This window comes from Acidovorax sp. MR-S7 (genome assembly GCF_000400995.2).
Classification (GTDB): Bacteria; Pseudomonadota; Gammaproteobacteria; order Burkholderiales; family Burkholderiaceae_C; genus MR-S7.
Window position 1 is genome coordinate 17,568 of sequence record NZ_DF238942.1, and the last position, 12,772, is coordinate 30,339.

The 12,772-nt window shown below is 66.6% G+C and carries 12 protein-coding genes and 2 pseudogenes; 3 read left to right on the forward strand and 11 right to left on the reverse strand.

Annotated elements, in window-relative coordinates; genetic code table 11:
• The 3 genes and pseudogenes from AVS7_RS25195 to hemA all read right to left on the reverse strand — a co-directional run.
• Positions 1 to 131 (reverse strand): annotated as a pseudogene (locus AVS7_RS25195) (peptide chain release factor N(5)-glutamine methyltransferase); the annotation flags it as partial.
• A 43-nt stretch (positions 132 to 174) separates the two neighbouring features.
• Positions 175 to 1,257: a peptide chain release factor 1 gene (prfA, locus tag AVS7_RS14570; protein WP_024001618.1), complete on the reverse strand. Its 1,083-nt coding sequence runs from the start codon at positions 1,255 to 1,257 to the stop codon at positions 175 to 177.
• 101 nt (positions 1,258 to 1,358) lie between these two features.
• Positions 1,359 to 2,672, reverse strand: coding sequence for a glutamyl-tRNA reductase (gene hemA, locus AVS7_RS14575; protein WP_020230560.1), 1,314 nt, complete (start codon positions 2,670 to 2,672; stop codon positions 1,359 to 1,361).
• A gap of 72 nt (positions 2,673 to 2,744) precedes the next feature.
• On the opposite strand from hemA, the gene AVS7_RS14580 reads away from it, so the two are divergent.
• Positions 2,745 to 3,023 carry a hypothetical protein gene (locus AVS7_RS14580; protein ID WP_034691673.1) on the forward strand — a complete coding sequence of 93 codons (279 nt, stop codon included), beginning with the start codon at positions 2,745 to 2,747 and terminating at the stop codon, positions 3,021 to 3,023.
• On the opposite strand, the gene AVS7_RS14585 is transcribed toward AVS7_RS14580, so the two are convergent.
• Complete coding sequence (locus tag AVS7_RS14585) at positions 3,024 to 3,917, reverse strand: LysR substrate-binding domain-containing protein (protein ID WP_020230562.1); 894 nt, start codon at positions 3,915 to 3,917, stop codon at positions 3,024 to 3,026. It abuts the gene before it with no gap.
• Positions 3,918 to 4,021: 104 nt separating this feature from the next.
• Between AVS7_RS14585 and AVS7_RS14590 the strand changes: the two genes are divergently transcribed.
• The gene (locus AVS7_RS14590) at positions 4,022 to 5,011 is read left to right on the forward strand and encodes a tripartite tricarboxylate transporter substrate binding protein BugE (protein WP_020230563.1); all 990 of its coding nucleotides are present in this window, start codon (positions 4,022 to 4,024) and stop codon (positions 5,009 to 5,011) included.
• Positions 5,012 to 5,030: 19 nt separating this feature from the next.
• The gene (locus AVS7_RS14595; protein ID WP_020230564.1) at positions 5,031 to 5,924 is read left to right on the forward strand and encodes an N-formylglutamate amidohydrolase; all 894 of its coding nucleotides are present in this window, start codon (positions 5,031 to 5,033) and stop codon (positions 5,922 to 5,924) included.
• Between the two features lie 28 nt (positions 5,925 to 5,952).
• On the opposite strand, the pseudogene AVS7_RS14600 reads toward AVS7_RS14595, so the two are convergent.
• The 7 genes and pseudogenes from AVS7_RS14600 to ugpB form a co-directional block, all read right to left on the reverse strand.
• Positions 5,953 to 6,222 (reverse strand): annotated as a pseudogene (locus tag AVS7_RS14600) (glycerophosphodiester phosphodiesterase family protein); the annotation flags it as partial.
• Positions 6,223 to 6,626: 404 nt separating this feature from the next.
• Positions 6,627 to 7,436, reverse strand: a complete 810-nt coding sequence (locus AVS7_RS23890) for an IPTL-CTERM sorting domain-containing protein (protein ID WP_024001621.1) — start codon at positions 7,434 to 7,436, stop codon at positions 6,627 to 6,629.
• A gap of 122 nt (positions 7,437 to 7,558) precedes the next feature.
• Positions 7,559 to 8,305 carry a glycerophosphodiester phosphodiesterase gene (gene ugpQ, locus AVS7_RS14610; protein WP_020230567.1) on the reverse strand — a complete coding sequence of 249 codons (747 nt, stop codon included), beginning with the start codon at positions 8,303 to 8,305 and terminating at the stop codon, positions 7,559 to 7,561.
• A gap of 4 nt (positions 8,306 to 8,309) precedes the next feature.
• The gene (locus AVS7_RS14615; protein ID WP_020230568.1) at positions 8,310 to 9,317 is read right to left on the reverse strand and encodes a sn-glycerol-3-phosphate import ATP-binding protein UgpC; all 1,008 of its coding nucleotides are present in this window, start codon (positions 9,315 to 9,317) and stop codon (positions 8,310 to 8,312) included.
• A 62-nt stretch (positions 9,318 to 9,379) separates the two neighbouring features.
• Complete coding sequence (ugpE, locus tag AVS7_RS14620) at positions 9,380 to 10,234, reverse strand: sn-glycerol-3-phosphate ABC transporter permease UgpE (RefSeq protein WP_034691679.1); 855 nt, start codon at positions 10,232 to 10,234, stop codon at positions 9,380 to 9,382.
• Positions 10,235 to 10,239: 5 nt separating this feature from the next.
• On the reverse strand, positions 10,240 to 11,121 hold the full coding sequence (gene ugpA, locus AVS7_RS14625) for a sn-glycerol-3-phosphate ABC transporter permease UgpA (RefSeq protein ID WP_020230570.1): 882 nt from the start codon (positions 11,119 to 11,121) through the stop codon (positions 10,240 to 10,242).
• Between the two features lie 131 nt (positions 11,122 to 11,252).
• Complete coding sequence (gene ugpB, locus AVS7_RS14630; protein WP_020230571.1) at positions 11,253 to 12,563, reverse strand: sn-glycerol-3-phosphate ABC transporter substrate-binding protein UgpB; 1,311 nt, start codon at positions 12,561 to 12,563, stop codon at positions 11,253 to 11,255.
• Between the last annotated feature and the right edge of the window lie 209 nt (positions 12,564 to 12,772).

Sequence of the window (12,772 nt, forward strand, 5' to 3'; positions counted from 1 at the left end):
CCGTCGTGCGTGAGCAGCCAGGCGCGGTCGTGCAGGGGGCGCTGCAGCAGGTGCAGCAGCAGCATCTGCGCGTCGATGCGCGCCAGGCCCCGGGCCTGCGCCTGGATGAGGGTAGTTGCTATTGTATTCATAGCTGCTTGCGCTTGATGGATAAGCGCTGGAGGCCTATTTGACTCAAACCGCGGTTTCCAGCTCGGCCAGCAGCTCGGCTTCGCGCGCGTGCTGCAGGGCTTGCAGCACCTCGCCCAGGTCGCCTTCCATGATGGCTAGCAGCTTGTAGAGCGTGAGGTTGATGCGGTGGTCGGTGAGCCGCCCCTGCGGGAAGTTGTAGGTGCGGATGCGGTCGCTGCGGTCGCCGCTGCCGATCAGGCCCTTGCGCAGCGCCGCCTCCTTGGCCGCGCGCTCGCTGCGCTCCTTTTCCTGGATGCGCGCCTGCAGCACCTGCAGCGCCTTGGCCTTGTTGCTGTGCTGGCTGCGGCCGTCCTGGCACTCGGCCACGATGCCCGTGGGCAGGTGCACCACGCGCACGGCGGAGTCGGTCTTGTTGATGTGCTGGCCGCCCGCGCCGCTGGCGCGGAAGGTGTCGATGCGCAGGTCGGCCGGGTTGAGGGTGATGGCCTGCTGCTCGTCGGGCTCGGGCATCACGGCCACGGTGCAGGCGCTGGTGTGGATGCGGCCCTGCGTCTCGGTGGCGGGCACGCGCTGCACGCGGTGGCCGCCGGATTCGAAGCGCAGCGCGCCGTAGACATGGTCGCCCTCGATGCGCAGCACCACTTCCTTGTAGCCGCCCAGCTCGCTTTCGTTGGCGCTCATGATCTCCACGCGCCAGCCCACGGTGGCGGCGTAGCGCGTGTACATGCGCGCGAGGTCGCCCGCGAACAGGGCTGATTCGTCGCCGCCCGTGCCTGCGCGGATTTCCATGAAGGCGTTGCGCGCGTCGTCGGGGTCCTTAGGCAGCAGCAGGCGTTGCAGTTCGTCTTCGAGCTGCACCAGTTCGGCCTCGGCGGCGGTGATTTCCTCCTGCGCCATCTCGGCCATGTCGGGCTCATGAAGCATCTCGCGCGCGCCTTGCAGGTCGGCCTCGCGCTGCTGGTAGCGCGCGTAGCGGCCGGCCACGGCGGTCACGTCGGCGTGCTCGCGCGAGATGGCGCGGTACTGCGCCATGTCGGCCATGATGTCTTCGCGCGAGAGCAGGAAGTCCAGCTCTTGCAGGCGCTGCGCGTAGCGTTCCAACTGGCTGCGGAGAAAGGGTTTCATGGGGAGGGGGGATCCAGGGTTTGCTACTGTTTCAGTAGCTGGTCGCGCTTGGTAGGTAAGCGCTGGAGGCCGATTTGGCCTTTGATTCGCGGCGAGCGCCGCTACAGGCCGGTCTTGGAGGACGAGCGCAGGAACAGGCGCGAGACGGTCTGCGCCGTCTGTGCGCGCGCGTCGGCGTCGCCCGCGCGCAGCTCGGCCATGGTGCCGTGCAGCATCTTCTGCGTGAGGCCGCGCGAGAGGGCTTCGAGCACCACGTCGATGTCCTCGCCCTTGGCCAGCAGCTTCTTGGCGCGGGCGATCTCCAGCGAGCGCCATTCGTCGGCCTGGGTGTTGAGCTGCTGGATCAGCGGCACCACGCCGCCCGTCTGGCCCACGGGGCTGCTGCGCAGGTCCATCCAGTGCATGAAGCTCTGCACGCCGGCGTCGATGATGGCCTCGGCCTGCGCCACGGCGGCCTGGCGGTTGGCCTGGGCGGTCTGCACCACGCTGGCGAGGTCGTCCACGGTGTAGAGGTACACGTCCTCCAGCGCCTTCACCTCGGGCTCGATGTCGCGCGGCACGGCCAGGTCCACCATGAAGATCGGGCGGTGGCGGCGTTTCTTGAGCGCACGCTCCACCGCGCCCAGGCCGATGATGGGCAGGGTGCTGGCGGTGCAGCTGATGACCGCGTCGAACTCGTGCAGGTGGTCGGGCAGGTCGGCCAGGCGCATCACCTCGCCGCCGAAGCGGGTGGCGAGCTTCTCGCCGCGCTCCAGCGTGCGGTTGGCGATGGAGAGCTGCTTCGGGTTCTTGGCCGCGAAGTGCGTGGCGCACAGCTCGATCATCTCGCCCGCGCCCACGAACAGCACGCGGATCTGGGACAGGTCCTCGAAGAGCTGCCCGGCCAGCCGCACGGCGGCGGCGGCCATGCTGATGCTGTGGGCGCCGATGTCGGTGCTGGTGCGCACCTCCTTGGCGACGGCGAAGCTGCGCTGGAAGAGCTGGTTGAGCGTGGTGCCCAGGGCGCCCGCGCCCTCGGCGGCGCGCACCGCGTCCTTCATCTGGCCGAGGATCTGCGCCTCGCCCAGCACCATGGAGTCGAGCCCGCTGGCCACGCGGAAGGCGTGGCGCGCGGCCAGGCCGTTTTCGAGCAGGTAGGAGTGCGAGCGCAGCAGCGAGGGGCTCACGCCGCCGCTGTGGGCGAGCCAGTCCACGGTGTGGTCCAGCGCCGGGGCCTCGGCCGCGCAGTAGATCTCGGTGCGGTTGCAGGTGGAGATGATGGCCGTCTCCACCCCCGGATGGCGGGCCGCGCCGCCGGCCAGCGACTGGCGCAGGCCCAGCAGCGTCGGCGCGATCTGGTCGATCGCGAACGCGAAGCGGCCCCGCAGGTCCAGCGGAGCGGTCGTGTGGTTGATGCCGAGGGCCCAGACTGCCATGGAGGGGGATTATAAAATTCGCGCAGCAGTCAGGCAGGCGTACGCGTACAAGGCTTGATCTGCGTCATGTCCATGGGCCCGCTTTCCTTCCTGAACCACCTGCTGAATTTCCTCGCGCCGGCCTTCGCCGTGGCCGTGGGGCTGGTGGCGTGCAGCCATGTTTTCATGCGCAAAAGGGCCAGGCCGCACGGCTGGCTTGCGCCGATGGCGCTGCATTTCGCCGTGGGCGCTGCCGTGCTGGCGGGGGGCCTGGCGGTGTGGGGGCGCGACGGCCGCATGCTCACCTATGCGGCGCTGGTGCTGGCCTGCGCCAGCAGCCAGTGGCTCTGGCTGCGCGCCTGGAAGGGCTGACTACACGGGCTGCGCCTGGGCGAGCAGCCACTGGCGCAGCGTCTCCAGCGCCGGGTGCGCGGGCCGGCCCGTGGGGCGGCACAGGTGGTAGCCGCGCTCCAGGTTCACCGGCCGCTCCAGCGCCACGGCGATGCGGCCGGCGGCCAATTCCGCCTCCACCAGGCAGCGCTGCACGACGGCCACGCCCAGCCCCGCCATCACGGCCCGCGCCAGCAGGCCCACCTGGTCGAAGTCCGCCGCGGGCACGAGCGGCCCGTGGGCGCAGCCCACCTGGGAGAACCAGTGCGCCCAGTTGCCCGGGTAGTGGGTGTGGAAGAGCAGCGGGCGGCGCAGCAGGTCCTGCGGCGTGAGGATGGCGTGCGGGCCTTGCAGGTCTTCCGGGCGGCAGATGGGCACCAGCTCGCGGCCCACGAGGTATTCCCCCGCGATGCCGGCAGGCCAGTCGGGCCGGCCCACGCGGATCCAGGCGTCGATTGCAGGCGCGGTGAGCGGGTCGTCGCGCTGGTAGGGGGCGAAGGCCAGCGCCACTCCGGGGTGGCGCGCGCTGAAGTCGGGCAGGCGCGGGATCAGCCAGTGGCTGAACAGCGTGGGCGGCACCGACAGGCGCAGGGGCCGCGCGGCGCGTCCCTGGCGCAGGGCCAGGGAGGCCGCCTCGATGGCGGCGACGCCCGGACCCACGGCCTCCAGGTACTGCGCGCCCTCGCGCGTGAGCACGCTGCGCCGCCCTTCGCGCGTGAACAGCTGCACGCCCAGGTGCTCCTCCAGCCGGGCGATGGCGCGGCTCACGGCGCCCTGGGTGACGTGCAGGTCCTCGGCCGCGCGCGAGAAGCTGCCCAGGCGCGCGGCGGCGGCAAAGGCGTGGAGCTCAGGCAGGGACGGGGAGTGCATGCGCATGGACGTATGAGCATTGGTAATGGGTGGGGGCGATTTTGTCGCTTTTCGCCGGGGCCCGGGCCGCCAAGAATGGCCGCGCAACACAACATCCCGAGGAGAACGCCATGGCCCTGCGCCGCACCCTGCTGCTATCCACCCTTTGCACGGCGGCCGCCGCCCTTGCGCCGCTGGGGCATGCCCAGGCCCAGGCGGGCGACTACCCCAACCGCCCCATCAAGCTGATCGTGCCGTTCGCGCCCGGCGGCTCCACCGACATGGTGGCCCGCCTGCTGGCCGACAAGATGGGGCCCATCCTGGGCAAGGCCGTGGTGGTGGACAACAAGGGCGGCGCGGGCGGCTCCATCGGCGCCGACGCGATCGCCAAGAGCGCGCCCGACGGCTACACCATCGGCATGGCCACCGTGAGCACGCACGGCGCCAACCCCGCCATCTACACCAAGCTGCCCTACAACGCGGTGAAGGATTTCGCCCCCATCACCAACGTGATGAGCGTGCCCAGCGTCTTCGTGGTGCACCCCAGCGTGCCCGCCAAGACCATGCAGGAATTCATCGCCCTGGCCAAGGCCAACCCCGGCAAATACACCTTTGCCTCGCCCGGCACGGGCTCGCTGGGCCACGCCAACATCGAGAACTTCATGAACCTGGCGGGCATCGACCTGCTGCACATCCCCTACAAGGGCGCGGGCCAGGCCGCCACCGATGCGCTGGCGGGCCAGGTCAACGCGATGACGGACAACCTGCCCTCCACGCTGGCCAACATCCAGTCCGGCAAGCTGCGCCCGCTGGCGGTGCTGGCCTTGAAGCGCAGCCCCGTGCTGCCCGACGTGCCCACCTACACCGAGCTGGGCTACCCCGGCATGGGCGACGGCGGCTGGTTTGGCCTGGTGGCGCCCGCGGGCACGCCCAAGGAGATCATCGCCAAGCTGAACGCCGCCGCGCACAAGGCCATGGCCATGCCCGACTACCTGGAGAAGCAAAAGAGCATCTCCGGCGAATCCATGGCCAACACGCCCGAGCAGTTTGCCAAGCAGATCGACGCCGCCATCGCGCGCTACACGGCCGTGGCCAAGCGCGCCAACATCAAGATGGACTGATGGTGCGCCGTTGACCCTCTTGCATGACGATCTGAGCCCTCGGCCGCACGCGCCGGTCGAGGTCTGGCAACCCACGGGCGAGCCGCTGCCGCTGGTGTGCGACTCGCCCCACAGCGGCACAGCCTACCCCGACGACTTCGGCCATGCCGTGCCTCTGGCGCTGCTGCGCCGCGGCGAGGACACCCATGTGCACCGCCTCTGGCACACGGCGCCCGCCCACGGCGCCACGCTGATCGCCGCCACCTTCCCGCGCACCTACATCGACGTGAACCGGGCCGACAACGACCTGGACCCCGCGCAACTCGACGGCGTGTGGCCCGTGCCGCTCGCGCCCGGCCCCAAGACGCGCCAGGGCCTGGGCCTGATCTGGCAGCAGATCAGCAAGGACGGCGTGGCCACGCCGCTGTATGCGCGCCCGCGCACCGTGGCCGAGGTGCAGCGGCGCATCGAGGGCTACTGGCGCCCCTACCACGCGCAGCTGCAGCAGGCGATCGACGCGAGCGTGCAGCGCTTTGGCCGCGTGTGGCACCTGAATCTGCATTCGATGCCCAATGACGTGTACCGGCGCCTGGGCCGCACGGACGCGCCGCCGCTGGCCGACTTCGTGCTGGGCGACCGCGACGGCACGACCTGCGCGCCCGAGTTCATCCACCTGATCGGCGACACGCTGCGCGGCTTTGGCTACAGCGTGGCCTACAACGAGCCTTACAAAGGGGTGGAACTGATCGGGCGCATCGGCCAGCCGCACCGGGGCCGCCACAGCCTGCAGATCGAGATCCGCCGGCCGGTGTACATGGACGAGGACACGCGCGCGCCCAACGCGGGCTTTGCGCCGCTGCAGCAGCACCTGGACCAGCTTCTAGCCATGGTGGCGGCCTACGTGGGCGAAAAAATTAAGCCAAAAAGGCATTGAGAGCTTGCTCAGCAAGCGGTGGCAGCTATCAATAGGGGAGCGCTGAGCTGAACAGGTCCACGCGGTCGGTGATGATGCCGTCGGTGCCCAGGTCGAAGAGGCGCTGCGCGGCCCAGTCGTCGTTGACGGTGTAGGAGAGCGTGCGCAGGCCCCAGCCCTTGACCTGTGCGACCACGGCCGCATCCCACAGCGCGTGGTTGCACACGATGGCTACACAGCCCAGTTGGCGGGCGTGGTTAAAGCAGCCGACCGAGAGGCTGTCGATGAGCAGCGCCCGCGGGATGTAGGGCGCGGTGGTGTGGTTGATCCTGAGGGCCCAGACTGCAGTAAGAGCCGATTACAAATCGTTGGCCCCGTACAGGCGACCTTGCCTGTTCAGGCATTGATCTGGGGCACTTTCATGGTCCGATGGACATCCTTAACCACCACTTCAATTTTGTTGCTCCCGCAGCGGCCATCGCCTTGGTGCTGGAACTGTGTGGCGGGCTCATCGGCTCACGGAGCCCGGTGGCCCTGGCCTGATGGTGGCGGCTGGGCCTTCTTGTCGGTGTGGGTGTGGCCGTGCTGGAGGCGGGCCTCCTGCTTGGCAAGCTGCACCACGGTGTTTGCTACGGGGTACCCATAAGTACAAACTGGTGCGAGCCCGGTGGAGTTAAAAAGTTAACTGAGGGCCACACAAGTGGCGCAATTGACGCGCTGAACTCAGTGCCTCCGTTGTGAGAGTGCAACGCTTCGCATTGCGATTCCAGCTAACACCAGTGCCATCAAAATCAGCGACCACTCAGAAAGCGTTGGTATTGCAGCGGTGGATGTAGGCGTGGGCGTAGCAGGGACACCACCGCTCAGTGTGTACCAGCGTTCGGTATTAGATAGCCCGATAATGGGCCCCAAAGGAACTCCCACTTCACCGGGGTTCACAGCGGCCAAACCGTCGCCAAAGCCCGCAGTAGCTGAGCCGGTATCCGTTTGGACGTCATAGAAAAAACCGATCTGCCCCTGTCCAGCAGGAACTGCAAACTGGTCAGATCGAACGACCAATTGAAATGTTTTTCGATTTGTGTAATTGATTGCAAACCTTCCAACATTAGCCCAGGTCACGATGATTTGTCCTGGGGTCGCGGTATTCACAAACACTTGCGACGTAGGGTCTGACCTAGTGTCCAGATCTGTGAATATGCCAGCGATCATGGGCGCGATGGTTTGAGTGTCCAGTGGCAGCGACGAAAAAAAGCCGCTGCCAGTCCCAAACGTCACGTACCCGTTTGAACCCACAAAAAGGTTGGTATAGGTCGTGCCAAAAAAGTTGATCGATTGCCCAGCGCCCGAAAAAGCAATAGGACCGTCGAAGCAATCGTCGCAGTTGCTGGAGTTCACTTGAACTGCGCCAAAATTGGCGGGGTTGGCTTCGTAGAGCGCAGCCGATGCGATCTGTGAGCCGCCCAACATGACAAGCAATGCAGCGGCAGCTTTTAGAAAACGATTGCGTAGCAGGTTGGGTAACAGGTGGCTCATGAGTGGGACGTCTGATAGTTACAATTTATCGCCACTCTAAGTTTTAAAAACACATCTTCACAGGAATCACTGGATTTGCGCTCAAGCTTTCGCCTGCCGCGGCCATTTCGTGTTACTGGAATCTAGGCAGCCGGGCTGAAGAGATCCACCCGGTCGGTGATGGTCCCGTCGGTGCCCAGATCGATGAGCCGCTGCGCCGCCCACTCGTCGTTCACCGTATAGCTCAGCGCGCGCAGGCCGTCGGCGTGCATCTGGGCGACCAGGGCCGCATCCCACAGGGCGTGGTTGCACACGATGGCCACGCAGCCGAGTTCGCGCGCCACGCCGTGCCAGCCGTTCCACAAAGTGTCCAGCAGCAGGGCGCGCGGAAGCTGGGGTGCGGTGGCACGGGCGCCCGCCAGTGCCTCGGGCCGGAAGGACGAGAGCAGTGGCGGCACGGCCTGGCCCTGCCACAGGCGCGCAGCGTGTTCGGCCACCACGCGGCCGGTTTTCTCTTCCAGGCCGGGGGTCGGCTTGATCTCGATGTTCAGCAGGAAGGTGTTGGCGATGCAGTACCGCGCCAGGTGCTCCAGCGTGGGCAGGGGCTCGCCCGCGTAGCTGCGGGAATGCCAGCCACCTGCGTCGAGCTGCGCCAGCTGGCTCCAGGGCAGGTCGCCGCCGGTGCCGTGGCCGGTGGTCGTGCGGTCCAACGTGGCGTCGTGCAGCAGGAACGGCACGCCGTCGGCGCTGAGCTTGGCATCGCACTCGAACATGCGGTAGCCGTACTGCGCGCCCAGGCGAAAGGCGGCCAGGGTGTTTTCAGGCGCCAGCTTGCCCGCGCCGCGGTGGGCGATCCAGCGGGGGTAGGGCCAGGGGGCGAGAGGGAGCATGGGTTTACACCCTTTTTCCGGTCTCGGCCTGGAACCAATGCAGGCGATCCTCGCGCGGGGCGACGCGCACCGTCTCCCCCGGCTTGGGGTAGGCCAGTCCCTCGTCCAGCCGGACGGTCACGGATTCCCCATTGACCGAGCCGTACACCAGGCGCTCGGCGCCCAGCAGCTCCACGGTCTCGACCTTGAATTCCCAGCCGCCGCTCGCCACCAGGTCCGTGTGCTCCGGGCGGATGCCCAGGATCTGCCCCGCCTTGCCGCCCGGGGCGTTCTTGAGCAGGTTCATCGGGGGCGAACCGATGAAGCTGGCCACGAAGGTGGAGGCCGGCGTGTGATAGACCTCCTCGGGCGTGCCGAACTGCTCCACGTTGCCGGCGTTCATCACGACCATGCGCTGCGCGAGGGTCATGGCCTCGACCTGGTCGTGGGTCACGAACAGGCTGGTGATGCCCAGCTCCCGGTGCAGCTTCTGGATCTCGATGCGCGTCTGGGCGCGCAGCTTGGCGTCGAGGTTGGACAGGGGCTCGTCGAACAGGAAGACCTGCGGCTGGCGCACGATAGCGCGGCCCATGGCCACGCGCTGGCGCTGGCCGCCGGAGAGTTCGCGCGGCTTGCGCTCCAGCAGGTGGCTCAGTTCGAGGATCTTGGCGGCCTTGTCCACGCGCGCCTTGATCTCGTCCTTGGGCACCTTGGCGATCTTCAGGCCGTAGGCCATGTTCTCGAAGTTCGTCATGTGCGGGTAGAGCGCGTAGTTCTGGAACACCATGGCGATGTCGCGCTGGGCGGGCTCCAGGTTGTTGACCACGCGCGGGCCGATGGCGATCTCGCCGCCGCTGATTTCTTCCAGCCCTGCGACCATGCGCAGCAGCGTGGATTTGCCGCAGCCCGAAGGGCCGACGATGACGATGAATTCGCCGTCCTTGATCTCGGCGTTCACGCCGTGGATGACCTGGTTGGCCTTGGGCCCGTGGCCGTAGCGCTTGACGACGTTGCGAAGGGAAAGAGATGCCATGATGCTAGTCTTTTAATAGCTGCTTGCGCTCTATGGATAAGCGCTGGAGGCTGATTCGATGCTTATTTCTCGGTGTCGACCAGGCCCTTGACGAACCACTTCTGCATGAGGATCACCACCAGCGCCGGCGGCAGCATGGCGAGGATGGCAGTGGCCATGACCACGTTCCATTCCACGTACACCTCGCCGAAGATGGCGCGCTTGATGCCGAGCACGATGGGGTACATGTCTTCGCTGGTGGTCACCATCAGCGGCCACAGGTACTGGTTCCAGCCGTAGATGAACTGGATCACGAAGAGCGCGGCCATGGTGGTCTTGGACAGGGGCAGCAGCACGTCGAGGAAGAAGCGCATGGGCCCCGCGCCGTCGATGCGCGCGGCCTCCACCAGTTCGTCGGGCACGGTCAGGAAGAACTGGCGGAACAGGAACGTGGCCGTGGCCGAGGCGATCAGCGGCACGGTGAGGCCCGCGTAGCTGTTGAGCATGCCGAGGTTGGAGATGACCTCGTACGTGGGCCCGATGCGCACCTCCACCGGCAGCATCAGCGTGATGAAGATCATCCAGAACACCACGGTCTTGAGCGGAAAGCGGAAGTAGACGATGGCGAAGGCCGAGAGCAGCGAGATGGCGATCTTGCCCACGGCGATGACCACGGCCATCACCAGGCTCACCCACATCATGGGCCAGCCGGCGGCTATTGTTGAGCCCGCATGCGTCTTGCCGCCGAAGAGGGCGAGGCGATAGGTTTCGATGAAGTTGTCGCCCGGCAGCAGCGACAGCGGGTGGCTGGAGGCGATCTGCTCGGCCGACTGCGTGGAGGCAATGAAGGCCAGGTAGACCGGGAAGGCGATGACCAGCACGCCCACCACCAGCACGGCGTGGGCGACGAAGTCGAGGACGGGGCGGCGTTCGACCATCATGATCAGTATTGAACCTTTTTCTCGACGAAGCGGAACTGCACCACCGTGAGCGCGATGACCACGGCCATCAGCACCACCGACTGCGCGGCCGAGCCGCCCATGTCCAGCGCCTTGAAGCCGTCGTAGTACACCTTGTAGACCAGGATGGCCGTCTCCTTGCCGGGGCCGCCGTGCGTGGCGGCGTCCACCGTGCCGAAGGTGTCGAAGAATGCGTAGATCACGTTCATCACCAGCAGGAAGAAGGTGGTGGGCGAGAGCAGCGGGAACACGATGGTCCAGAAGCGCCGCCAAGGCGAGGCGCCGTCGATGGTGGCGGCCTCGATGAGCGAATGGGGGATGGACTGCAGGCCCGCGAGGAAGAACAGGAAGTTGTAGGAGATCTGCTTCCACGCCGCGGCCATGACGATCAGCGCCATGGCATGGTTGGCATTGAGCAGATGGTTCCAGTCGAGGCCCATGGACTGCAGCGCGAACGAGATCACGCCGTAGGGCGAGGCGAACAGCATCAGCCACAGCACGCCGGCCACCACGGGCGCGACGGCGTAGGGCCAGATGAGCAGCGTCTTGTAGAACCCCGCGCCGCGGATCACGCGGTTGGCCATGACGGCCAGCAGCAGCGCCAGCGTCATGGACGAGGCGGCCACCAGCACCGAAAAGATGGCGGTGGTCTTGAACGAGTCGAGGTAGCTCGGGTCGTTCCACAGGCGCTCGAAGTTGGCTATGCCCACGAACTCGCGGCTGGTGCCGAAGGCGTCCTCCTGCAGCACGCTCTGGTAGAGCGCCTGGCCCGCGGGCCAGAAGAAGAACACCACGATGATGGCCATCTGCGGCACGATCAGGAGCCAGGGCAGCCAGGCGGATTGGAAGAGAACGCGTTTTTCCATGGGGTGGCGCGGTGGGGTGGAAAGTGCTGGCCCTCAAACAGAAAATGCAGATGGGCTGCATCTGCATTTTTGCGGAAGGAAGCGTGCAAAGGGGCGTGAAGGGGGCGCAGTGTACTGCGCCCGCCGTCGCGTCAGCCCTTGTTGGCCTTCTGGAAGCGCTCGAGCTGCTCGTTGCCGCGCTTGATGGCGGTGTCCACCGCTTCCTTGGGCGTCTTCTTGCCGCTCCACACGCCTTCCATCTCCTCGTCGATGATGGTGCGGATCTGCACGAAGTTGCCCAGGCGCACGCCGCGCGACTTGTCGGTGGTCTTGCGGATCATCTGCTCCACCGACACGTCGGTGCCCGGGTTCTGCTTGTAGAAGCCGGACTTCTCGGTCAGCTCGTACGACGCCTTGGTCACAGGCAGGTAGCCGGTGCGCTGGTGGCTCTTGGCCGCCACCTCGGGCTGCGACAGGTAGGCGAAGAACTGGGCCACGCCCTTGTACTCGGGCGCCTTCTTGCCGCTCATGACCCACAGGCTGGCGCCGCCGATCACGGTGTTCTGCGGCGCGCCCGGCACGTCGGGGTAGTAGGGCAGGGTGCCGATGCCGTAGTCGAACTTGCCGTTGCGCTTGACGTTGCCGTACAGCGCCGAGGAGCCGGTGGCCATGGCGCACTCGCCCGAGACGAAGGTGGCGTCGGCCGCGTTGCCCCGGCCCTTGTAGACGAACAGGCCCTGCTTGGCCATGTTGGCCAGGTTCTCGATGTGGCGCAGGTGCAGCGGCGTGTTGAACGCCAGGCGCGTGTCCAGGCCGCCGAAGCCGTTGTTCTTGGTGGCGAACAGCACGTTGTGCCAGGCGGAGAAGGTCTCCAGCTGCGTCCAACTGATCCAGCTCGTGGTGAAGGGGCACTTGTGGCCGCTGGCCTTGAGCTTGGCGGCGGCGGAGGCCACTTCGGGCCAGGTCGTGGGCGGCTTGTTGGGGTCCAGGCCCGCTGCCTTGAAGGCGTCCTTGTTGTAGTGGAACACCGGCGTGGAGCTGTTGAAGGGGAAGCTCAGCATCTGCCCGTTGGGCGCGGTGTAGTAGCCAGCCACGGCGGGCACGTAGTCGTTCGGGTTGAATTTCACGCCGCCGTCCTGCATCACCTTGCCCACGGGCACGATGGCGCCCTTGCTGGCCATCATGGTGGCGGTGCCCACCTCGAACACCTGCAGGATGTGCGGCGCGTTGCCGGCGCGGAAGGCGGCGATGGCGGCGGTCATCGACTCGTCGTAGCTGCCCTTGAAGGTGGGCACGATCTTGTAATCCTTCTGGCTGGCGTTGAAGTCTTTGGCCAGGTCGTTGACCCACTCGCCCAGGGCGCCGCCCATGGAGTGCCACCACTGGACCTCGGTCTGCGCCTGCGCGGGAAGGCAGACCGAGGCGGCGACGGCGGCGGCAAGCGCCAGTTGTTTGAATTGCATGAATACTCCTTGTGTATGCGGTCGAAGGCACGGCGCACGGTAGGCGGCCTGCGTGACAAGAATATGACGTTTTCGCACAAGTCACGCCCATGTCACAACCGGGGTAACCCCTCGGCGCGGCCGGCGCGCTCGCCAAAGATGGACGGTCCATAGGGACTTTGCTGCGATGCACAATGCTTCGGGACCGCGCTGCACTCTGCCAGCGCACC